Below are 24,632 nucleotides of genomic sequence, written 5' to 3'. Positions count from 1 at the left end.
ATATGAATCGATTTCTAAATATGTATTTTAATTTGTCAGATCTCTTTTTTCGTTTAAATCTTGTTCTATTGTTTGTAATTTTTCCTCAGATAAAGGATAGAACAAAATAAAAATGACTGATATAATTGCTGCGATTGCAGGAAGTATGCTTAACATTAATTGAATTCCGTTTTGGGTAACAGCGGTTTGCTCAACATTGGCCTGGAAACCATAATAACCCAATAGCCATCCTGTTCCTGCTCCGCCAATTGTCCATCCGAATTTTTGTGACATTGATGAAGCTGAAAAAACTAAACCAGTTGCTCTCCGTCCTTGTTTCCACTCTGAGTAATCTGCACTGTCAGCATACATTGACCAGATTAATGGAAAAATGCAGCCTGCACAAATACTGATTAGAACCTGGAAACCCATGATAAGAGAAATATCTTCTTTTCCGAAGAAATAGAAAATCAGGCTCAAAATTGCTGCTAATGCCATTGCGCCAAAAAACGTTTTCTTTTTACCAATTTTATTTGCAATTGGTGTAGCAATGATAACTCCGATAATATTTGCTGCTTGCCCTAAAACTAAATAAATGGAGGTAGGGGTCATATGAAAATCAGTTCCGAAAAGTGAAAAATCAAAGTTGATACTGCTGCTGACATAATATTTAAAATAGTAAACGGCTGCACCATCACGGATAGAGTTGAATACTAAAGCTCCAATTCCTGCCCCAAGTAAAATCCACCATGGTTTATTTTTTAATAGATCTTTCAGGTCTTCTTTTAAGTTAGTTTGTTCATCAGAAATTGGTTTTACTCTTTCTTTTGTGAAGAAAAAACAACCCCAGAAAAAAGCTGTAGTCATAACTCCGAATACTGAAATTGTTGCCAGCCAGCCTGTTTTTGAGTTTAAGCTTCCGCCGAAATAATTTACTAAAGGTTCAATTAACCAAAGAGCCAAAAGACTTCCTCCAAAAGCAAAAACCATTCGGTAGGATGAAAGTGTATTTCTTTCTTTTCTGTCAGACGACATTACACCTAAAAGTGATGCATATGGGACATTGATTAATGAATAAATCATCATCATTGCCGAGTAGGTAACGTAGGCGTAGATTATTTTTCCTTTTTCATCAAAATCAGGCGTGTAAAAAGTTAATACCCCGATTACTGCAAAAGGTATTGCAACCCATAATAAATAAGGCCTGAATTTTCCCCATTTGCTTTTTGTTCTGTCTGCTATAATTCCGACAATAGGATCAAAACAGGAATCCCAGATTCTGGTAATTAAAAACATGGTTCCTACTATAGCAGGCGCCAATCCGAAAACATCGGTATAGAAAAATAAAAGATACATACTGAATATTTTCCAGAACATTGAAGAGGCTGCATCTCCAAGGCCGTAACCTATTTTTTCTTTTAAACTAATTTTGTCGTGCATCAGGTTTTTTTTAAAGGTTGTGGTTATAGATTTGGGCAATTTATTTTAATACTTTTTTAATGTCTTTTTCAAATAAAGTTTTGTCTAAATTATAGAAATCAACAAAATCTTTTTCGCTTATCTGACCAGAAAATGGGGCATAATAATGCATTTTTTGCTCTTTTTCCTGCCAGCCATGATTTCTCCATAATAATACATAAGAAATTTTATAGTCTCCAATAGCTTTAGATAAAGTTCCGGTCCACCATTTTGGGTCGGGAACAGCTTCATAGCCTGCTTCGGCCAGAGCCATAAGTTTATGTTTTTTCCGGGCAATTTCGTTCAATATTTTAAATTGATTTTGAATTTCAGCAATAAACTTTTCCCCATTTTTATCTTCACCATTCTGATAGCTGTCAAAGCTGAGAATATCTGCATAATTATCACCGGGATAATTAGCCAGAAATTCAGTTTCAGTACTAAAACTTCCTGTATTGTATACATAAATTAAGTTATGCACTCCTTTTTTCTGTAGATATTCGAAAGTAAATTTCCATAAAGATTTGAATTCTTCAGGGGTACAATTTCCTTTTCCCCACCAAAACCAGCCGCCGGTAAGTTCATGATAAGGTCTGAAGAGGATTGGGATATTTTTTCCTTTTTCATCTTTTAAGGACAAAAAGAAATTTGCAGCTTTATCCAGCCAATTAGTGAATTTTTTGTGGTTTTCGCCGTCCGGTAAAATCGTCTTTAATGAATTTGGTGTGTTGTCCCAGGCATTTTTTCCTGTGGCAGGATTGTCAAAATGCCAGCTTATTGTCGAAATTCCGCCTCTTTCGTTTGCTTCCTTTATATATTGCTTCATTTTGTCAAAAGGAACACCATCAATATTTTTAGCATCATCTTTTTCTAAACCTGCAATATCCCAGCCATAGACAGCAGGATAATCTCCAGCCACATCTTTTATATCACTTCTTTTATCTTCATATTTCCAGTTAACACCATACGCAAGATCGTCCTGATGACCAAAAAGATATCCTTTTTGAGATAATCGATTGAGTTTTTTATATAGCGAAACAGTTTCAGGTGTTGCTTCTTTATCTGAAATTGACAAATTACTATTAGTAACAATATTTTTCGCAGAACAGGAAGTTCCTATAAATACTGACATCATTAAAGTTAATATGTTTCTTTTCATTTTGAATCTTGTTGTTTTTGAGTGCAATGTGAATTAGATCTTTAAATTGATAACAATTAAAAAGAGCTTATTTTTCCTATAGAAAATTTAGAGCTTTTTTTGCTTTAAAATTATTAAAACTATAAAAAGAAGTTGTATTAAAAACGATTAATGTTTATTATTAATATACTTTTTGTAAAATCTATAATTCTATTTTTCAAAGATATATCTATGTTTGTCGTATATTTAATATTATTTTATCAATTATATATCATATTATTGCAAAAAGATAAACGAATGTTACTTCCTAAATAGTGTTTTTAAAGATGAGTAGTACTAAGAATTTTTATAGAGAAATTGCTCCGCTTTCTGCGGGAGATAGTTTTTTGGTTTTTGACAGAGTGAAGGATAGTTTTGATTTTCCCGTACATTATCATCCGGAATTTGAGATCAATTTTATTTTGAATGGCAAAGGAGTGAAGCGTGTTGTAGGTGATAATATTGAAGAAATTGATAATGTTGAACTCGTTTTAATTGGGCCAAATTTATATCATGGATGGGAATTGAATAAATGTACCAGTAAAAAAATACATGAAATTACGATTCAGTTTCATAATGATTTATTTCATGAGTCCCTGCTTTCCAGACGTATTATGAACCCGATACGGGATATGTTTAATCGTTCTATTCATGGCATTCTTTTTTCAAAGAAAACAGCTGAAGAATTAACGCCAAGACTTATAAGTCTTTCTAAATTAGATGGGATGGATTATTTTCTTGAAATCACTTCCTTGCTTTATGATTTGGCTAATTCCAGAAATCAAAGATTGCTTTCTACTTATACGGTTGATTATGATACGTTTGATGATTATGATAAGATGAAGTTGGTGTATGAATATGTTCAAAAGCATTTTACAGGTAAAATAACGCTTGAGGATGCTGCTAATGTAGCAAGTATGTCCATAATTTCATTTAATCGGTTTATAAAAAAGCGTACCGGGAAAACTTTTGTGAATTATATCAATGATATTAGGATTGGATATGCTGCACGTTGGCTTGTGGAAAAGGACATGAGTGTGTCTGAAGTGGCTTTTAAATCCGGGTTTAATAATATAGCAAATTTCAATCGTAGTTTTAAGGCTATTAAAAATTGTACGCCTAGTCAATATAGGGAAGATTTTTCTGGACTTAAACGTATTTTATAGTGATACTTTTTTTTCATAAACAAATATTATTTTTAACGAAATCGTTTTCTTTTGTCTGTTTTGTTAACTTTTCTTTATGATTTATAAGTGTTTGTTGGTTGTTGTTGTTAATAATGTAATTTTTTAGCTATTTTATTTCGTTATGTGTTTTTTTAGACAATTATAGTAAAAATATTATCAGTAAATGATATAATACTATCGATTTAATGTTTCCTTCTGTTATAGATTTGTTAAAATAATTTAAGAATAAATATCACTCTTTTTGTTGCTGAATTATAATTAAAAAAAACAATTTAAAACTAACCAACACTTATTATGAAAAAACTAATGACTAATTTTATTCATTGGAATGCTAACCACAGAGCGGTTCCATTGATTTTGTTTTTGTTGCTTACGAGTAATATTATTACTGCGCAGGTTAAAATATCGGGAACTGTATCCGATGAGAAGGGATTATCTATCCCGGGAGCAAATATTTCTGTCGTAGGACAGAGAATATCAGCTTCAACTGATTTTGACGGGAAATATTCTATTAATGCTCCGGCGAATGCAACTTTAGAATTCTCATTTATTGGGTTTAATACTGTAAGGATAGCGGTAGATGGTAAAACAACTGTAAATGCTGTTTTGAAATCGGGTGCTGAAGAGTTAAAAGATATAGTTGTAATTGGTTATGGAACTCAAAAAAGGAAGGACGTAAACAGTGCTATTTCCAGTATCAGTTCAAAAGATATCGAAAATATCAAGGTTGCTTCCTTTGATCAGATGATGCAGGGTAAGGCTGCTGGTGTTGTTGTAAGTAATAATTCTGGTGAGCCAGGGTCGAATGTTTCTGTAAAAATTAGAGGAGCTTCATCTTTAACTGGTACTAATGAGCCTTTATATGTAATTGATGGAGTGCCAATTTCTGGAGATGCTAGAAATTCATCTACATCTGGAAGAAATGCAGCTGGAAATTCTAATTTTTCTAATTCTGGTAATATTACTTATAGTCCATTAGCGATGTTAAATCCTAATGATATTGAATCTATAGATATTCTTAAAGATGCTTCAGCTACTGCTATTTACGGTTCACGTGGTGCTAATGGTGTTGTTATTGTTACTACAAAATCCGGTAAAAAAGGTACTGGAAAATTAACTTATGAGCATTCTTATTCGTTCAGTAATTTGCCTAAAAAATTGCCTTCTATGAATTTGCAACAATATGCAACTCATCAAAATGCTTTAGCAAATGTGTATGATCCTACACAACTTCGTCCTGAATTTGCTCATCCTGAGCTTTTAGGAAAAGGAACAGATTGGCAGGATGCTATTTACGAAACAGGAATTATGACTTCAAATCAATTGTCATTTTCAGGAGGTAAAGATGGTATTAATTATTATATTTCTGGTGGGGTATTGAACCAAGAAGGTATTGTAATTGAGTCTGGATTCAAAAGATATAATTTTAGAGCTAATATTGATGCTCAAGTTAATAAATTTATAAAAGTAGGTCTGAATGTAAGTGGTGCATTAACAGATGAGAAATTAACTTTAAATGGTCAATTTAATGGTGTTGTTGCTACTTCATTAACGGCTACACCAGATGTTCCTGTTCAAGAATTGTCAGGATCTTTTTCTGGACCTGTAGGAAATCAAAGTTCGTTTGTTAATCCTGTTGCAACTTCTTTATTAGGATCTAATACATTGGTTAGAAAAAATTATTCTGGAAATTTTTACACTCAAATTGATATAGTAAAAGGGTTAAATTATCGTTTTGAGGCTGGTGGTTATATGTATGATAATTTAAGCCAAAATTTTAATCCAATGTATTCTCTAGGGAACGCAGTAAAAGATTATGCAACTTTAGATTATAGTCCATCTTCTGGTAATTCTTGGAACTTAAAAAACATGCTTACTTATAGAAATACTATTGGTAAACACAACTTCACAGTTTTGGCAGTACAAGAGTCTAATAGAGCACATTGGGAAGGATATAATATTAATGCTACGGGTTTCAAGGATAATAATCATAAATTACTAGCAGATTCTGATTTGTCTCAAGCAAAAACGCAACAACCATACCAAGGATCGCAAACATTATCTTCTTATTTAGGAAGGGTAGTTTATGATTATGCTGGTAAATACGGAGTTTCTGCAGCAGTTAGAGCAGATGGTTCTTCTAAATTTATTGTAGGTAATAAATGGGGGGTTTTTAGTTCTGTTGGTGGTTCTTGGAAGCTTTCTAATGAGACTTTTATGGAAGATACTAAAAAGTATATTGATAACATTAAATTTAGATTTGGTTGGGGACAAACAGGTAACAATCAAATTGGTAATAATTTATATGATTCTAACTTGCATGCTGTTACTAGTTCAATGGGGAATTCTTATTTACCATCGAATACACCTAATAGCGCTTTAAAATGGGAAACTCAGGAGCAAACCAATTTAGGTTTAGATTTTACATTATTTGATTCTAAACTTACCGCTTCTGTAGATGTGTATAATAAAGTTTCTAAAAACTTCTTGTATTCACTTCCTTTGCCAAATTTTCTTTCTGGTGGGGGTGATTATGAAGGGGGTATAAATCCACCGAATATTAATTTAGGAAGTATGCGAAATAAAGGTATTGAGGTTGCACTTGGGTACTCTCATAATTTTTCTCAAAACTTTTCATGGAATGCTAGCTTGAATTTATCTAAATATGTGAATGAAGTTACTGATATGGCAGGATTGAATATTGTTAAAACAATGAATACCCTAGCCTATAATACCGTTACTGTTTCTAGAACAGTAGAAGGTTTACCAATTGGATCTTTTTATGGTTATCAATCAGAAGGTATTTATAGAACAGATGATGATTTATTGGCTTATGGGCATAATAATGGGGGTACTACTAATGTACCTTTGAAAAATGGAACGAATTCCTTATTACCAGAATTTAAAAAAGGAGATGTAATTTATAAGGATCAAAATAATGATGGTATTATTGATTCGAAAGATTTAGTGCCAATTGGAAATCCAAATCCAAAATTAACTTATGGATTTACCAATAATTTCAAATACAAAAATGTTGATTTATCTATTTTTCTTCAGGGAACTACAGGAAATAAATTAATGAATTTAACTAAAGCATCTGGTACAATGAACAGTAATCTTGGGGTTAATTATTTAAGTGAAGCTGCAGATTTTTATTCAGCTGACAATTTAAATGGAGCTTACCCGACACCATCAAAATATGACAATATCAATAATGCAGTATCTTCTCGTTTTATTGAAGATGGTTCTTATTTAAGAATTCAGAATGTAACTATTGGTTATTCGTTACCGTCTGATTTGATTTCAAAAATAAAATTATCTAGATTAAGATTTTATGCAACGGTACAAAATCTATACACTTTTACAAAATACACAGGTTATGATCCTGAGGTAGGTTCTTACAACCAGGATGCATTGTTGTCAGGTGTTGATAATGGACGTTACCCTACGCCTAGACAAATATCTTTAGGTTTAAATGTTGAATTTTAATACGTATTAATATTATGAAAAATATAATAAAAAGGAGCAGTGCTATTGCTATAACTTTGGTATTGTTGGTTTCATCTTCTTGTTCTCAGGACTTTATTGATGTACCACCAGTGGGAACACCAACTATAAGTAACTATTATGACTCAGACTTAAAACTAGATAATGCCTCTAATGGTTTGTATGGTTTAGTATGGTTTAATATGAACAAGGCTGGGTATTATGGGATTACAGATGTGATTTCTGGTAATATGTATGCAGGTCCGTATAATGATTTTGGTACATTTACTGATTTAAGTTTTACCAATACGGCCTCTTATATTTCTGATTCATGGAGATCATGTTTTGGAGCTATCGCAAATTCTAATGCTTATATAAACAGTTTGCCTGTCAGTGTGGGGCCAAATGTTAGTAAAGAAGCATTAAATAATGCTTTGGGAGAAGCACATTTTATCAGAGCTTTTGCTTATTTCTTCTTAGTGAGAACTTGGGGTAATGTGCCTATTATCGAAAACAATGCTGATTATTCTAAGAATTTTGTTATTCCTAGTAATCCAGTTGAAGATGTTTATAAATTTATAGAAAATGACTTTAAATTTGCTGCTGCAAATTTGAGAACAAAAACTAGAGGTTCTGATTATGCTGCAAACGCTCACGTTTCTAGTGGTTCTGCAAAAGCATTTTTAGCAAAGGTATATTTATATGAAAAAAAATATGATCTAGCTAAAGCGATGGCTCAAGATGTAATTAATAGCGGAGAATTTAAATTATTAGGAGGTGAAGATTTGCCTACAAAATCTTTTGCTGATTTGTTTTTACAAAAAAACAATAATAACGAAGAATCTATCTTTGCATGGCAATGGACAGGGACAGGTGGTTATTTTGATGGTAATTTCTCTAATACAACATTTGCTCCAGAGAATAGATTAGTAGAGACTACTTATTCTGCTCAGATTGCTCCATCTCAGGATTTAATTCATAATGCTTTTGAAGCTGGTGATTTAAGAAGAAAGGAAACATTTATGCTTGATGGAGATTATTATGAAAATTTAACGTATGCAACAACACTTGCTGTAGGTGCACCTTATGTTTTAGGGTATACATTTGATTCAAAGTCAGCATTCTTACCTGATGGTACTACAGCTAATCCTACACTTAATGGTGCTCAAAATTCTGGTGCTGGATTAAAAAAATATGTAATTGGAAAAGAAAATATACCAATCACAGGAAAATTTAATAAAGTAAATAATGGTGAAAGTAGTATGAATACCTATCAAATGCGTTATGCTGAATTGTTATTAATTTATGCAGAAGCAATATTAGGTTCGCAATCTGGTAGTACTAGTGATGCACAAGCTCTTAAGGCGTTTAATGCGGTTCATGTTAGAGCTGGTTTACTACCTAAGGCTTCAATATCTTTTGATGATATATTCAAGGAAAGACGTGCAGAATTAGCTTGTGAAGGTGATTATTACTTTGATTTAGGGCGTTTGCCTTTTGCTAAAGCGAAAGAAATATTAGAGGGACAAAACAGAGGGGATAAAGATAATGAGAAACATATATCAATTTCTGCAACAAGCCTTTTATTGCCTTATCCGTCAGATGATTTAATTAAAAATCCAAAATTGACAGAAGTAGCGCCGTATACTTTTAAATAATTTTAAAAAATAAAAAAAATGAAAAATATAAAAATTGTTACGTTAACAGCATGTATTGCATTGATGTTATCCTTAATGTTTTTTAGTTCATGCTCGAATGATGATTCTTCTGGCGGCTCTGGTGCAGCCCCAGTTATAGAGTCGGTAATGCGTACGGGTTATGATGAAAACAAAGTGATTTTTCCAATAGATCCAGTTACAATTGGAATTCCGAAAAATTATTATATCATTCATGGAAAAGGATTACTCTCTACTCAGAAAGTATATTTTAATGATTATGATACTTATTTTCGACCAACTTATGTAACAGATACTGATATCGTTATAATGATTGACGGTAATACGCCTTATGCTGATTCCTCTAATAAAATTAAACTGGTAACTAAAAAGGGTACTGTGCTTTATGATTTTATAATTGCACCACCGCTTCCTATTATTGATTGGTTTAATGCTATGAATGGAGCAGAAGGTGACCAAATTACGATTATGGGTAATTACTTTATAGCTCCAATTGTAACTCTTGCTAAAACGGAAACATTACCGGAAGTTCCTGTTACGATTGTTTCTTCTACTATGAATGAAATTGTAATAAAAATCCCGGAAAATGCTAACTATAGAAGCATTTCGGTTACAAACGCTTCAGGTACTGCAACTTCTGCTTCTGCAATTGGTAGTTCAATTTATGATGATAAATTTTATGCTGCTTATTCTCAAGGGGGTTGGGGTATTGATAATGTTAATTTGGTTAATACAACTGCTTCAGAGGTTGCACAAGGTGCAAAAGCAATTAAGTATGATATAAGTGCTTGGTCAGGGCTACAATTAGATTTTTCAGCTGGAATACCCGTTCCCGCAGGTGCTGTAGGACTAAGATTTCAAATGAAAGCTAGTACTCCTGGTGCAATTGGTATGATTATTAATCAAGGGAATTGGGGCAGTCCAGTACCTTTTTCTCTTAATGGAAAATATGCTGAATATGTTATCAAATGGGCAGATTTAGGACTTGCAGCTGCTCCTGCATCAATAACAAGTATTGTGTTTTTTAATAATGCTACTGCTTCTACTCAATATGTAGACGATATAGGATTTAAATTTTAAATTTTTTGGTTTGAGTTAGTTTAAGATATTCCCTAATTGAAAAATTAGGGAATTCTTTTTATAGTATATTTTAAATTAAGAATAATGAAAAAAATAATTTTAACACTGGCTTTAGGTATTTCAGTTTTAGGTTTCAGTCAGGGAAACACACATACGCAGGCAGGAGGAAAATTTGAAGGTTTGGCAATGACGCCGCCAATGGGTTGGAATTCATGGAATACCTTTGGAACAAGTATCGATGAAAAATTAGTAAAAGAAACAGCAGACATTATGGTTTCGTCCGGAATGGTAGCAGCAGGTTACAATTATATTGTGCTTGACGATGGCTGGATGGCAAAAGAACGTGATGTTAACGGGGATTTGATTGCTGACCCTGTTAAATTTCCAAACGGAATGAAAACAGTAATTGATTATGTGCATAGCAAAGGTTTGAAGTTTGGTTTGTATAATTGTGCAGGAACACAAACCTGTGCAGGTTATCCGGGAACTCGTGGTTACGAATATCAGGATGCTCGTTTTTATGCTAAATTAGGAATCGATTTCTTAAAATATGATTGGTGTAACACGCAGGGAATTACAGCAAAAGAAGCTTATACTACAATGAGCAATGCGCTTAAAACTGCAGGGAGACCAATAGTTTTTAGTCTTTGTGAGTGGGGAGATAATCAGCCGTGGGAATGGGGAAAGCCTGTTGGAAATCTATGGAGGATCTCGGGAGATATTTACCCTTGTTTTGATTGTGAATTTAAACATCCGGAAAATTGGTCTTCCTGGGGTTTCATGAAAATTGTAGAAATGCGAAAAGATATCCGCAAATATTCAGGTCCGGATCATTGGAATGATTTTGATATGATGGAAGTAGGAAATGAAATGAATGATACTGAAGATAAATCACATTTTGCTATGTGGTGTATGATGGCTTCGCCGCTTTTTGCAGGGAATGATTTTAGAAAAATATCAAAAGAGACATTGGCAATTTTAACTAACAAGGAATTAATTGCAGTTAATCAGGATAAATTAGGAATTCAGGGTTTTAAATATTCTGCTGAAGATGGTTTAGAAGTTTGGGTAAAACCTTTATCTGATGGAAATTGGGCGATTACTTTTTTAAATAGAAGTGATGCTGCGAAAAAAGTCAATTTCGATTGGAAAAAATACACTATTAAAGATGTGGATTTTGGTTACGAAGCTGATTTTAATAAAAAGGTTTTCAAATTAAAAGATCTTTGGAAAAACAAAGAAACAGGTACTACAAAAAAGAATTTTGTTGCTGACATTGCTTCTCATGATTCTGTAACACTAAGATTAATTCCATAAAAAATAGTATGAAGTTAAAAGTTGAATTTTTGACGATTGTCTTATTGTTGGTATTTGGTGTGTCAAATGCGCAATTTGTAAAACACCATGGGCAATTAAGTGTTCAGGGAACTCAGTTAGTTGATAAAAATAATATCCCGGTTGTATTACGCGGAATGAGCCTTGGATGGCATAGTATGTGGTCAAGGTTTTATAACGAAAAAGCAGTGAATTGGCTAAAGAAAGATTTTAATTGCAATATTGTTCGTGCAGCAATGGGAATTGAATTGGGCAAAATGTCCTATATAAAGGAGCCGCAATTCTCAAAAGATAAAATTGAAACTGTTGTAAAAGGAGCTATAAAATCAGATATTTATGTAATTATAGACTGGCACAGTCATAACGTTAATCTGACTGAAGCTAAAGCCTTTTTTGCTGAGATGTCTAAAAAGTATGCTAAATATCCAAATATAATCTACGAGGTTTTTAATGAACCGGATAACGAATCATGGTCGGAAGTTAAAACATACGCCGAAGAAATAATTAAGGTAATCAGAGAAAACGACCCAAATAACATTATTTTGGTAGGCTGCCCGCATTGGGATCAGGATATTGATCTTCCGGCTGCAGATCCAATAATGGGGTATAAGAATATAATGTATACGATGCATTTTTATGCAGCAACACATGGCAAAGAGTTACGGGACAGAACAGATGCAGCGATAAAAAGCGGGCTTCCTGTTTTTGTTTCCGAATCAGCCGGAATGGAAGCCTCAGGTGATGGACCTTTAAATCTTCAGGCCTGGCAGGAATATATCGATTGGATGGAAGCCAGAAAGCTGAGCTGGATTACATGGTCAGTTTCTGATAAAGAGGAGACTTGTTCTATATTGCAAAAGTCAGCTAAGTCTGAGGGTAATTGGAAAGAAAAAGATTTAAAAGAATCAGGGATTAAGATTCGTGAGTTTTTAAGAAAATACAATACACAAGAATAAAGGAGAGATTGTTAATTGTGTGAATGAAAGCCTGTTCAGTTTGTGGACAGGCTTTTTATTTATTAAAATGATGTAAAGCACTACTGTGAGCGGGTTTTATGGAATATTATTTCTTTGTAAGAATTATTGATAATGGTTTTATGTAGTTTTGCGTTATTTGAAATTGTTGTTTTTTATTTTTAGCTATAAATGATTACCCCTAATTTTTACGGGGGTATTGATTAAATATTTTACTTTAAAATATATTTATTTGAATATTTTTATATTTTTGTCTCGAATAACCCTTATTTTTATACGGTAACTATTAAAAATGAGTTATTATATTTTTAAAAAGCAATCTGTATTAATATGAAATAATGATTATTTTTAATTTAATTTTTGTAATCCATAATTCTTCTTGTAAAACATCAAAAAAATAGATTTTGATTCTTTTACTCATGCAAAAGTTAATAAATTCGCTGAAGAAAATGAGAATAATTTAGACGGATTTGAAGTTCAAAAGTAAAATCGTATATATAATAAGAGATAAAAAATTTAACTAACCAGAATCAATTAATAACTAAAAAACCAATTTACACATGAAAAAAGTATTATGTATTTTATCATTAGCCTTAACAACAAGTTTTGCATTTGCACAAGATGATGCACCAGCAGAAACTACTCCTTTAGAAATTTCAGGTTCCGGGGATTTATATTACAAATATGATTTTGCTAAAGTTGGTAATATCCCAACAAGCTTTGGAACAGATCAGAATTCTGTTTCTTTAGGAATGTTAGATATTGCATTGAAGAAAAAAATAAAAAATGTGTCTTTTGTAGGTGAAATTTCTTTTGGGCCAAGAGGGCAATATCAATCAATACCAAATGGTGATGGAACTGATGGAAATTCATTCCACATCCAAAATTTATATGCTAGTTATGCAGTTTCTGATAAACTTAGTTTGACTGCAGGTTATATGGGAACATTTATTGGATATGAGGTAATCTCTCCTGTAGGTAACTTTCACTACTCTACATCTTATTTGTTTACCAATGGACCGTTCCAGAATGCAGGTGTTAAAGCGAATTACGCCATAACGGAGAAATTTGGAGTAATGGTAGGTGTGTTTAATGACTCCTGGAATACCTATAAAGCTGATTCACAAAAAGGATTAAATGCTGTAGGAGGTCAATTATCTTTTGTAACTGATAAAGCGAGTGCTTATCTGAATTTTATGGATGGCTCTGTAAGTGGTACTATTGTTGACTTGACTGCAACATTCCAATTAACTGAAAAATTCAAATTAGGTTTAAACGCTGCTGATTTTTCAAACGAAGGTGATGTTGGTTATTCAGGAGCGGCTTTATATCCATCTTATGCCATCACTGATGCTTTTGCTTTAGGATTGCGTGGAGAATACTTTAAAACCAAAGAAGGCTCTGGAGATACAAGTGTTACGGCTCTTACCTTGTCAGGAAATTATAAAATAAACGGTTTGACTATTATTCCAGAATTTAGACTTGATTCTAATTCAGATGAAGTTATGTTCGTAGATTCAGATTTGGCTCCTGCTAAATCTGCTTCTCAAGTGCTTCTAGCTTTGGTTTACGGATTCTAAGATCATCCTTGGATTAATAATTGTTACAACATACTCTTTCTAGAGATAAAGATTGATATTTTTTTTTTTTTTTTGGAAGCTGTCAAAAATTTATAAATTTTGGCAGCTTTTTTATTGATATAATTATTGAAGATAGTTTCTTTAAAGAAAAGTGAATAACTAAAATATAAACTAAGAAACAGAATGTCTTCTCAAACAAACAGCTTGGAAGAATAGAATTACATTATTATTGTACTTTATCAAATAAAAAAAGCGTTTCGGATTTAATTCAGAAACGCATTTTTATTTTGTACAGCTATGTTTTTATTGCAATTGCTTTTTGTAAATCGAATAGATTGTATCTATTGTTTTTCTGTCCAGAGTTACACTTGTGTCTGTTTGGATATAGTGCAATTTAAAGGCTACTATTGCAGCCGAAAGATTCTTGGTGTTATAACCAATAATTCTCAAAGCAGGTTCGATTCTAAAGTCAAAAGGGGCTTCTTCCAGAATTTCGTCCGGCCAGATTCCAAAACCTTTCTCAGCTAATGTTTTCCAGGGAAATAAGGCACTCGGATCTTGTTTTCTGCCTGGTGCAATATCAGAATGTCCTAATATATTTTGCGTCGGGATATTATAATCTTTTTTTAATTTAGTTAAAAGGGCAACCAGGCTGCTAATTTGTGCTTCTGTAAAAGGCTTAAACCCATTGTTATCAAGTTCAATACCAATAGAGCTTGAGTTTATATCAGTATTTTTTCCCCAGGTTGATGCCCCGGCATGCCATGCTCTTAAATAATCATTTAACATCTGAACCACTTTTCCGTTTTCAGAAATCACATAATGGGCACTTACTTGTGTTTTGGTCTTTATAAAAGTATTTATAGTCTGCTGAATTGAATCTTGTGCCGTATGATGAATAATTATAAAGCTTGGTTTTCTTAAATTAAAATTGACAGTACCAATCCATTCCGTATTGATGCCGTTTAACAAAGCAGTAGAACCTGTTTTTGACAGCGTGTCTTTTACAATGCCTAATTGTTGGGCATATGATGTGTCAATGACTACAGGACTAGAAGGTATTTGTTGAACTTCTTTGCTGGTAATTTGATTCTCTAAAGTTTTGAGTTGCTGATCATAAACTTTCTCGGTAGCTTTATAAGGATTTTTTGTACCACAAGAAATAATAGAAATGGCTAAAATAAGATAACAAAGATGTTTTTTTAACATGAGTTTAATTGCATTGTAAGGTTAATCGAAACAATTATTCTTTATCTTTTATTGTTTCAGAATTCTCCTTGGTTTCTTTTGAATCTTTTTTCTTTTTTGACTTTGTCTTTTTTGGTTCCTTAAAATTCTCCATAAAGAAAGTGTATTTTTCAATCTGATCAGGATTAAGAAAAGCAGTTACTTTTTTAGTAGTGCTTTCTCTCAAAGCTTTTATTTGTTCCATTTTTTCCTCCTGGCTGCTGCTTTCATTTTTCAAAAGCACTCCTTGTTCTCTCATACTGTCGGCAAAAACATTTGTTATCGCAATTGCCTGAAGTTCATCAAGATTCACTTCTGGTTTCATTTGTTCTACAATTTTAGCAGCCGTTTCTTCAGGAGGGACTTCCTTGGGTTTGCTTGGAGATCCTTGTGGTCCCTGCATCATGCTTCTGTCCATTCCCATTCCGCCGCCTCTTCCGTAACCATTTCCTCCATAGCCATTATTGTAACCATTTCCGTATTGAGCCGAAACAGAATTAATACAGAATAACGCAAAAACCAAAAGAAATAATGATTGAGTAGGTTTCATAATAGTATTTATAAAGTTATAGGGGTAAATTTAAGCAGGTTCTCCGTATAAATCAAATTCTGTTGCTTCAATTATCTTGATATTAACAAATTCTCCCGTTTTTACATAATGTTTTGAAGCATCAATCAGAACTTCATTATCAACATCAGGACTGTCAAATTCAGTTCTGCCTACAAAATGTGCGCCTTCTTTCCTGTCAATAATACATTTGTAAACCTGTCCAATTTTTTCCTGATTCAAATCCCATGAAATTTGAGACTGTAATTCCATAATTTCATTGGCTCTGGCTTGTTTTACATCATCCGGAACATCATCTTCAAGTAAATAAGCGTGTGTATTCTCTTCATGGGAATACGCAAAACATCCCATTCTGTCAAATTTCATTTCCTGAACAAAGTCTTTCAGGATTTCAAAATCTTCCTGAGTTTCACCGGGATATCCAACAATTAATGTTGTTCTGATTGCCATTCCTGGAACTGCAGCACGGAAATCTTTTAATAACTGAGTTGTTTTTGCCTGTGTAGTTCCGCGACGCATCGATTTTAATATTGAATCCGAAATATGTTGTAACGGAATATCAATATAATTACAAATCTTAGGCTCACGTTTCATTATTTCCAAAACGTCCATCGGAAAACCGGTTGGGAAAGCATAATGTAAACGAATCCATTCAATTCCCTCAACTTTTGCCAATGCTTCCAATAATTCGCCAAGATTCCTCTTTTTATAAATGTCAAGACCATAATAAGTTAAATCCTGGGCAATCAAAATCAATTCCTTAACGCCGTTTTTAGCTAACCCTTCCGCCTCTTTAACCAATTTTTCAATAGATTGAGAAACGTGCTTTCCGCGCATAATCGGAATAGCACAAAAACTGCAGGGTCTGTCACAGCCTTCTGCAATTTTTAAATAAGCGTAGTTCTTAGGAGTTGTTGTTAAACGTTCTCCTAATAATTCATGTTTGTAATCGGCTCCTAAAGCTTTCAATAACTGAGGTAATTCAGTTGTGCCAAAATATTGATCTACATTCGGAATTTCTTTTTCTAAATCTGGTCTGTAACGTTCAGATAAACATCCGGTTACAAAAACTTTGTCAACAAGTCCTTTGTCTTTTTTATCAGCGTATTCCAAAATCATGTTTACAGATTCTGCTTTGGCGTTATCAATAAAACCGCAAGTGTTTATTACAATAATGTTTCCTTCTCTTTCTGCGGGAGCTTCATGCTCAACTTCTTTTCCGTTTGCACGAAGTTGTCCCATCAACACTTCACTATCATAAACATTCTTTGAACACCCAAGAGTGATTACGTTAATTTTGTTCTTTTTTAAAGACTTGGTTCTCATACTTTTATAAATTGGAGTGCAAAATTACACTTTTTTATCCAAACACCGCTTGTTTCAGCTTGTTTTAGGTGTTTTTTCAGGAGCTATTTCCCGCTATCCGTTTCAATCTTTTCCTTTTTAAAGAAAAAAGCAAAAGGATTTTCACTTCTATCAGGGCTAAAAAAAATCCGCCAGGTAACACCTAACGGAAATTTCCATTCATCTATTTTATTCTTAATTACAATTCAAATAATAAAGTCAAAGAAACATTATTTAGTTTCGATGTAATGTTGGCACCATCAGTAAATCCTGTAGCAAAAAATCCCTGATTTGATTTTCTTTCAACGTATGAATAGGCTAAATCTATTTTTGTACCTCCAAAATTATAACCCAAACCAGCAGAATAGCTTTCTAAATCTCCAATCGTAGTTCCGTTTTTATAAGGGCTTCCTTCAAAACGATATCCGCCACGTAAACTCAAACGTTTTATTTTGTATTCGCCACCAATTCTTAATTCGCCGGCAGAAGTTAAATTATCATTTATGTCATTATTTAGTTCTCTAAAACCTGCGTCACTGGTTGGTTTAAATTTGGTATTGCTATAATCTTTAATAGCATAATCAACACTAATTAAACCTGATTTTCCAAATACATATGCACCGCTAAAAGTTATTTTTCCGGGAGTTTGTAATGTGTATGGGTCATAAACATTTATTACATCCGGATTGATAGTCGCATTTATAGGCTGACCTCCTTCTGCCTGTCTTGTAGTATGTAAATTTTGTGATATCTCATCATAAAGCTCATACCAGGTATTTGATTCATATGCTAAACCAAGACGAAGAGACTCAGTGATTTTGGCAATTGCACCCAGTTGAAAAGAAAAACCATTTCCGTAAGTGTATTGATCATTGTTAAAACGTAAATTTGATATCGTTTCGCCGGCTACTAATGGATTATCGTTATCTTCATAAAAACTACTGGTTCTTCTGTAATCAGTAACATGAACATTCAGGTTTGCACCTAAATAAAGACGGTCTTTATAGGAAGTTGCAATATTGAAGCTTAATTTGCTGTTGTATCCTCTTTCGTGAATTTCATTTTCATGATAATAATTACCTCCTGCAGGTATGTTGCTTGTGTATTGTGTATTGCTGTCGGTATTACTTGCAGGATTAATTACAAATCCATAATAACCAAAATAAGCTTGTTGTTCATTGTAGATCTGATCTCTATATTGAATCTTTGTTATGTCTCCGAATTCAATTCCATTTGCATAAGATAAAAAATAATTGCCTACAGAATTTGTTGGATTTGTTCCTATTGAAACAGTATTATTGTCGAAATTGTTTGTGTTTTCATAAGTAGCACCAATGGCAATTTTTTTCCAATTGCTATTTGGGTTTCGGTCATTAAAAACAAAAACAGCGCCGGCCTGGTTTAGTATGAATGAGTTTTTTTTATCACTCATTGGAGTTCCAAAATAGTTAGAATTGTTTTTAATATCCTGATTGCTTAAAGTTACTCCCACCTGATTGTTCGAAAATATAGCTGATCCTGCAGGATTGACGCTTAAAGAAGAGAAATCTCCGCCTACAGCGCCAAAGGCACCGCTCATTGCTCTGAATCTGGCAGTCCCGGTTAGATTATCCTGTGCATAACGCACTGCATCTGAGACTTCTTGTGAATATGAGGTGCTAATAGTTAGTCCTGATATAAGTAGGAAGAATATTTTTTTCATTAGATTAAATTTTTGATGATTCTATAGATGTTTGTAGCAAAAGAAATTATCTTCTGCCGCCACCGCCACCGCCGTAAGATCTTCCGCCTCCACCGCCACCGCCAGAGGATCTCATGCTTCCGCCGCCGCTATTTGTTGAGCGTGATGGGCTAGGGGAATAACTTCTTGATGAGTTGTTATTTGATGAGTTGTTATTATAATTGTAGTTTCTGTTCGTATTTGTAGTGGTATTGCTTGATCTTCTGTTAGAATAATCATAACTATTATTTTGACCCTGGGTAGTGCTTCTTCTGTTAGTAAAAGTAGGGCTTGATGTTCTTCCGTTTACAGAGGAGCTTCTTCTGAAATCAGTATACTCGCTTCGTCTGTTTGTGTTATAGTTACTTCTGTTGGTGTAGTTTCTATTAGTGTTGGTATAGCTTCTGTTAGAAAAGTTTCTGTTTGCTGCGTAACTTCTGTTTGAGGTGTAATTTCTTCCACCGTAGTAGGAGGCAGAACCTCTTCTTCCATAATTATAAGAGTAATTGTTATATCTGTAACCATATCCTCCTCCCCAGTAATATCCCGGGTAATTCCATCCATATCCGTATCCGTAACCAGGTCCCCAATATCCAGGGTAACCACCCCAGGCATATCCGGGATATCCCCAGTAACCACCACCATAACCCCATCCATAATAAGGATATCCAAATCCAAATCCCCATGACCAGGAAGGGTTGGAGTAAACATTAATAGCTACTTCTGAATTACTGCTTCCCCAGGCAGGATAAGCAGTAGCAGTAGTTTGTGTGCTGTCATTTTCTGCATAATTACCATAACTGTCTACATCTGTAAAAATTTCAGTTGGCTGATCATCATCTTGTAATGATTTAAAGTAATCTTTATATTGATTATTAGCAGCAGTATTATTTGTTTGGGAATAATTGTTTCGGGTATTGCCATAAACTCCATCATTATCATTGTATGAAGTGTTTTGGTAAGAACCACATGATGCTACCAGAAAACTCAGTAATCCAATAAGGTAGAAATGAGTTGTATTTTGTCGAAAAGAAATATAAGTTTTCATATCTGTGGTGTTTTTTATTGTTGCACATTACAAAAATAGTTAGTTTTGCGAAACTATTTAGTTAAAAAAAATAAAACAAAATTTGTGCCAAACTATTCAATATGAGTAAGAACCTCACTACAAGATCAGAAGATTATTCGAAATGGTATAACGAGCTGGTTGTAAAAGCAGATCTAGCCGAAAATTCAGGAGTTAGAGGATGTATGGTTATAAAACCGTACGGATATGCTATTTGGGAAAAAATGCAGGCTGAGTTAGACAGGATGTTTAAAGAAACAGGACATCAGAATGCATATTTTCCTTTATTCGTCCCTAAAAGCATGTTTGAGGCTGAAGAAAAAAATGCAGAAGGATTTGCAAAGGAATGTGCTATCGTAACACATTACAGATTAAAAAATGACCCGGATAAACCCGGAAAATTAATGGTTGATCCAAACGCTAAATTAGAGGAAGAACTTATTGTTCGGCCAACAAGTGAAGCGATTATTTGGTCTACTTATAAAGGATGGGTGCAATCCTATAGAGATTTACCTCTGTTGATTAACCAATGGGCTAATGTGGTGCGTTGGGAAATGCGTACGCGTTTGTTTTTAAGAACAGCTGAGTTTTTATGGCAGGAAGGACATACGGCGCATGCTACAAAAGCTGAAGCTATAGAGGAATCTGAAAAAATGATGAATGTTTATGCAGATTTTGTCGAGAATTTCATGGCGATTCCTGTAGTAAAAGGTATAAAAACCGAAACAGAACGTTTTGCCGGAGCGGATGAAACTTATTGTATTGAAGCATTGATGCAGGATGGAAAGGCATTGCAGGCTGGAACATCTCACTTTTTAGGGCAGAATTTCGCAAAAGCTTTTGATGTAAAGTTTGCAAATGCTGAAGGAAAACAAGAACACGTTTGGGGAACTTCCTGGGGAGTTTCGACTCGTTTAATGGGAGCTTTGGTTATGACGCACTCTGATGATCAGGGATTGGTTTTGCCTCCAAATTTAGCGCCAATACAGGTTGTTATTGTTCCTATTCATAAAACGGATGAACAGTTAGATCAAATTACTGCAGCAGTTGATGAATTAGTGACAAAACTAAGAAAGTTGAAGATTTTGGTTAAATATGATGACAGAAAGACACAAAAACCGGGATTCAAGTTTGCCGAGTGGGAATTAAAAGGAGTTCCTGTTCGAATTGCTGTTGGTCCAAAAGATTTAGAAAACGGAACCTTTGAGGTTGCACGACGTGATACTTTGATAAAAGAGACAGTTTCCGGAGAAGGAATCGTAACTTATATAAATGACTTGCTGGAACAGATACAAAACGATTTATTTAATAAGGCATTAGATTATCGTAATACACATATAACGGAAGTAAATAGTTTTGAGGAGTTTAAAGAAGTGTTAGAAGGAAAAGGTGGTTTTGTATCGGCTCATTGGGATGGTATGGCCGCTACTGAAGAGAAAATAAAAGACCTGACAAAGGCAACGATTCGTTGTATTCCTTTAAGTCATGCAGAAGAGGCGGGAACCTGTGTGTTTACTGGTAATCCTTCTATAAAAAGAGTGCTGTTTGCAAAGGCATATTAAAAAAAAATATTTTTTTTTACATCAGCTATTGTACATCTTAAAAATAGTTGTATTTTTGCATCCGCATTAGAGAAGCAGGGCCCGTTCGTCTATCGGTTAGGACGCATGGTTTTCATCCATGTAAGAGCGGTTCGATTCCGCTACGGGCTACTATTTTTAATGCAGATTACAAAAGTCATTGAACTTAAAAGTAAAAAATGGCCCGTTCGTCTATCGGTTAGGACGCATGGTTTTCATCCATGTAAGAGCGGTTCGATTCCGCTACGGGCTACTAAAATTAGTTGTGAATAAGTTTTGTAAAATAAAAATTGGTGTCTCGGTTTTTATTTTATTAGTTAAAACCAAAGTGATTGTTTTGCAATTGTGGGAGGTTTTTCTTTTTTAACTAGTATCTATAATAATTATTACATCTAAAATTAAAAAAAATGGCAAATCATAAGTCAGCATTAAAAAGAATCAGAAGTAACGAAAAAAGAAGAGTTCTTAACAGATACCAACATAAAACTACTCGTAATGCTATCAAAGCATTAAGATTAGCTACTGAAAAATCTGATGCAGCTTCTAAATTATCAACTGTAATTTCTATGATTGATAAATTAGCAAAAAAGAACATCATTCACGATAACAAAGCTTCTAACCTGAAGTCTAAATTAACGAAACATGTTGCTAAATTGTAATTAATTACAATTTCCTAAATATATAAAGTCCTCTTTTGAGGACTTTTTTTGTTTTAAATATTGCTGTATTTTTCCACAGGGATAGAAATATTAACCGTGAAATAAAATTTAGATTAACTTAATCATTAATTTTGTATTCTAAATCATTAATCAGATGGATACTCTTTTGCACGCTGAAAGCCCTTTCAAAACAATAATCTCTTTTCATAAACTAATTGAATCTTTTGAAGAAATTGCTTTATCTGATGTAGATTACAGGTCGAACTATGCTAAAGCTATTTTAAAAGAAATAGAATCTATACCTGAATTGAGAACTGGGATTGAAGATTACAGTATCATTAAAAATAATGAAGCTTTAATCAAAAATATATTAGCCGATTTATTTCCAACCGCTTTGACTCATAATGAAATTAAGGCTGTTACAATTCCTTTTCAAAATATCTCTTTCAATTATACAGAACGCTTCAAGAAAATATTACGTAATGCCGGCGATGAATTTTATATGGAAATCCGTGATTTTGATAATCATCAATTCTATATTAATAACTGTTGTTTGATTTTAAGCAGTTATTACAAACAAAATATAGATTTCAATAAAATTTTCTTCTATGACATTCCCGATGAAAATGGAATTGAAAAACATTATCGTATTTTGTACAATGCCGATTTTATTGAGATTACTCCAACAGAAAATTCTGTACCGCTTACACAAGACGATATTGATCTGTTGATTGATAATTATAATGATATTGATCTTTGGAAATCTAAATTTCCTGTAGGGAGCTGGACTTTAAAAGGTTTTGGTATTGTTTCTTTATTTGATGCTACTATAGAAAGTGCAATTTCAAATTTAAAAAGTAATTTGTTAAAACCTGACTCAAAGGCAGTTGCCTCAAACGATACTATTATTGAAAATATTTTCAAATCAATATTTAAAGTTGATTTGAAAGTTGGTTTCATTATCTATAATCCCGAAGAAGAAAAATTTATTAAACCTGTTAAATATGATAACCAGCTTCAGAGTTTTTTACTTTCAACAGATCAGGAAGTAGAGTGCAAAAATGCCTTCTTTGGATGTTATTTTGAAAATTTATTAGACAATAAAGAGCCTTTTGTAATTTCTAATGTTCAAAAATTTACTGAAGAATCAGTAAATAAGAGACTTGGTGAGCATCTGTTGAAACAAAATATTCAGAGTTGTGTTTTTGCTCCGGTTATAAAAGACGGTCATTTATTAGGTGTTTTAGAATTAGTTTCTGAGAATCCAAGAAGTTTAAATAGTGTAAGTGCGACCAAATTAGAATTGGTTTTACCCTATCTGACCGATACAATTGATCGTTATAATACTGATATGCAGCATCAGGTTGAAGCTATTATTCAGCGTGAATACACTACAATTCATCCAAGTGTGTATTGGAAATTTAGAAAAGAATCACAAAATTACTTTCAAAACAGCAATCCGGCCAAGGATTATATTTTTAAGGAAATTGTCTTTAAAGATGTTTTTCCTTTATATGGACAAATTGACATTAAGGGTTCGTCTGAACATCGAAATGAAACAGTAAAAAGAGATTTAAAAAATCAGCTTACGACGATTTTAGAGATTTTTGAAAATCAGAAACCAAATAGCAATTTAATGCTTTTGGAACAACGTAAATTTGAACTGGAATCGCTTCGTGATGAATTAGATGAGCCTTTAAAGGCTGATACAGAACAACAGATTCAGCGTTATATTGAGGAAGAAATTCATCCAATTTTAAAAAACACAAAAGATACGGCCAAAAACAAAAAGCTGGAAGAATTGTATTTTGCGGGTCTGGATGAAAAAACAGGAATGTTTTACCAGGAAAGAAAGAAATTTGATAATGCAATGTCTATTATTAATAAAAAATTAGCTTCGGTTCTGGATAAAAAACAATTGGAAGCACAGCAAATATATCCGCATTATTACGAGCGTTTTAAAACTGATGGTGTTGAGCATAATTTATATATTGGTGCATCAATTTCTCCAACAAAACCTTTCGATATTATGTATTTGCACAATTTGCGTCTATGGCAATTGCAGACTTTATGCGAAATGGAATTAGAACATCATCAACTTAAGGAATCGCTGCCTTATGAACTGGACGTAACTTCTTTGATTCTGGTGTTTAGTGTTCCTCTTTCAATTCGTTTTAGAATGGATGAAAAGCGTTTTGATGTTGATGGAACTTATAATGCAAGATATGAAGTTGTAAAAAAACGCATTGACAAATCGAACATTAAAGGCACAAATGATCGTATTACTGAAAAAGAAAAAATCACGATCGTATATTCTCAAAATAGTGAAGAAGCAGAATATTTGAAATATATTAAGTACTTACAGCATAAGAAAATATTAGAACCCGCAATTGAGCAATTTGAAGTTGAAGATTTACAGGGTGTTTCGGGTTTAAGAGCGATTCGTGTAAAAGTAATTAACAACGTTACAAATGCGAATGCTAAAAAAATTACTTATCAGGATTTATTAGATGAGCTCAACTAATTTTAGATGAGC

General features: G+C 33.2%; 17 protein-coding genes and 2 tRNA genes. 12 read left to right on the top strand and 7 right to left on the bottom strand.

Features of this window, described 5'->3' with window-relative positions; genetic code table 11:
• Window positions 1-27: 27 nt before the first annotated feature.
• On the bottom strand, window positions 28-1,419 hold the full coding sequence (locus ACEN92_RS09155; protein ID WP_495642063.1) for an MFS transporter: 1,392 nt from the start codon (window positions 1,417-1,419) through the stop codon (window positions 28-30).
• A gap of 40 nt (window positions 1,420-1,459) precedes the next feature.
• Window positions 1,460-2,596: a glycoside hydrolase family 26 protein gene (locus ACEN92_RS09150; RefSeq protein ID WP_495642062.1), complete on the bottom strand. Its 1,137-nt coding sequence runs from the start codon at window positions 2,594-2,596 to the stop codon at window positions 1,460-1,462.
• Between the two features lie 305 nt (window positions 2,597-2,901).
• On the opposite strand from ACEN92_RS09150, the gene ACEN92_RS09145 reads away from it, so the two are divergent.
• The 7 genes from ACEN92_RS09145 (at window position 2,902) to ACEN92_RS09115 (ending at window position 13,932) form a co-directional block, all read left to right on the top strand.
• Complete coding sequence (locus ACEN92_RS09145) at window positions 2,902-3,780, top strand: AraC family transcriptional regulator (RefSeq protein ID WP_495642061.1); 879 nt, start codon at window positions 2,902-2,904, stop codon at window positions 3,778-3,780.
• A 315-nt stretch (window positions 3,781-4,095) separates the two neighbouring features.
• On the top strand, window positions 4,096-7,290 hold the full coding sequence (locus tag ACEN92_RS09140) for a SusC/RagA family TonB-linked outer membrane protein (protein WP_495642060.1): 3,195 nt from the start codon (window positions 4,096-4,098) through the stop codon (window positions 7,288-7,290).
• Between the two features lie 14 nt (window positions 7,291-7,304).
• On the top strand, window positions 7,305-8,945 hold the full coding sequence (locus ACEN92_RS09135) for a RagB/SusD family nutrient uptake outer membrane protein (protein WP_495642059.1): 1,641 nt from the start codon (window positions 7,305-7,307) through the stop codon (window positions 8,943-8,945).
• A gap of 18 nt (window positions 8,946-8,963) precedes the next feature.
• Window positions 8,964-10,043, top strand: coding sequence for an IPT/TIG domain-containing protein (locus ACEN92_RS09130; protein ID WP_495642058.1), 1,080 nt, complete (start codon window positions 8,964-8,966; stop codon window positions 10,041-10,043).
• A gap of 84 nt (window positions 10,044-10,127) precedes the next feature.
• Window positions 10,128-11,360: a glycoside hydrolase family 27 protein gene (locus ACEN92_RS09125; RefSeq protein WP_495642057.1), complete on the top strand. Its 1,233-nt coding sequence runs from the start codon at window positions 10,128-10,130 to the stop codon at window positions 11,358-11,360.
• Window positions 11,361-11,368: 8 nt separating this feature from the next.
• Window positions 11,369-12,334 carry a glycoside hydrolase family 5 protein gene (locus ACEN92_RS09120; RefSeq protein WP_495642056.1) on the top strand — a complete coding sequence of 322 codons (966 nt, stop codon included), beginning with the start codon at window positions 11,369-11,371 and terminating at the stop codon, window positions 12,332-12,334.
• Between the two features lie 578 nt (window positions 12,335-12,912).
• On the top strand, window positions 12,913-13,932 hold the full coding sequence (locus ACEN92_RS09115; RefSeq protein WP_495642055.1) for a porin: 1,020 nt from the start codon (window positions 12,913-12,915) through the stop codon (window positions 13,930-13,932).
• 303 nt (window positions 13,933-14,235) lie between these two features.
• On the opposite strand, the gene ACEN92_RS09110 is transcribed toward ACEN92_RS09115, so the two are convergent.
• The 5 genes from ACEN92_RS09110 to ACEN92_RS09090 all read right to left on the bottom strand — a co-directional run bounded on the left by ACEN92_RS09110 (window position 14,236) and on the right by ACEN92_RS09090 (window position 19,839).
• A complete protein-coding gene (locus ACEN92_RS09110; protein WP_495642054.1) occupies window positions 14,236-15,141 on the bottom strand; it encodes an N-acetylmuramoyl-L-alanine amidase in 906 nt (301 codons plus the stop codon).
• 34 nt (window positions 15,142-15,175) lie between these two features.
• On the bottom strand, window positions 15,176-15,709 hold the full coding sequence (locus ACEN92_RS09105; protein ID WP_495642053.1) for a hypothetical protein: 534 nt from the start codon (window positions 15,707-15,709) through the stop codon (window positions 15,176-15,178).
• A 30-nt stretch (window positions 15,710-15,739) separates the two neighbouring features.
• The gene (gene rimO, locus ACEN92_RS09100; protein ID WP_495642052.1) at window positions 15,740-17,053 is read right to left on the bottom strand and encodes a 30S ribosomal protein S12 methylthiotransferase RimO; all 1,314 of its coding nucleotides are present in this window, start codon (window positions 17,051-17,053) and stop codon (window positions 15,740-15,742) included.
• A gap of 217 nt (window positions 17,054-17,270) precedes the next feature.
• A complete protein-coding gene (locus ACEN92_RS09095; protein ID WP_495642051.1) occupies window positions 17,271-18,773 on the bottom strand; it encodes an OmpP1/FadL family transporter in 1,503 nt (500 codons plus the stop codon).
• A 46-nt stretch (window positions 18,774-18,819) separates the two neighbouring features.
• Window positions 18,820-19,839, bottom strand: a complete 1,020-nt coding sequence (locus ACEN92_RS09090; RefSeq protein ID WP_495642050.1) for a hypothetical protein — start codon at window positions 19,837-19,839, stop codon at window positions 18,820-18,822.
• A 101-nt stretch (window positions 19,840-19,940) separates the two neighbouring features.
• On the opposite strand from ACEN92_RS09090, the gene proS reads away from it, so the two are divergent.
• From proS to ACEN92_RS09065, 5 genes are all read left to right on the top strand, one after another.
• On the top strand, window positions 19,941-21,419 hold the full coding sequence (proS, locus tag ACEN92_RS09085) for a proline--tRNA ligase (protein WP_495642049.1): 1,479 nt from the start codon (window positions 19,941-19,943) through the stop codon (window positions 21,417-21,419).
• A gap of 78 nt (window positions 21,420-21,497) precedes the next feature.
• Window positions 21,498-21,569: transfer RNA gene (locus ACEN92_RS09080), tRNA-Glu, on the top strand.
• A 49-nt stretch (window positions 21,570-21,618) separates the two neighbouring features.
• A tRNA-Glu gene (locus ACEN92_RS09075) sits at window positions 21,619-21,690 on the top strand.
• Window positions 21,691-21,844: 154 nt separating this feature from the next.
• Window positions 21,845-22,096 carry a 30S ribosomal protein S20 gene (rpsT, locus tag ACEN92_RS09070; protein WP_007803459.1) on the top strand — a complete coding sequence of 84 codons (252 nt, stop codon included), beginning with the start codon at window positions 21,845-21,847 and terminating at the stop codon, window positions 22,094-22,096.
• A 154-nt stretch (window positions 22,097-22,250) separates the two neighbouring features.
• On the top strand, window positions 22,251-24,620 hold the full coding sequence (locus tag ACEN92_RS09065; protein ID WP_495642048.1) for a GAF domain-containing protein: 2,370 nt from the start codon (window positions 22,251-22,253) through the stop codon (window positions 24,618-24,620).
• The last annotated feature ends 12 nt before the right edge of the window (window positions 24,621-24,632 follow it).

It is taken from the genome of Flavobacterium sp. Flavsp81 (genome assembly GCF_059491325.1).
Note: the sequence above shows the minus strand (reverse complement) of the source record. Positions and strands in the feature narration are given on the sequence as shown.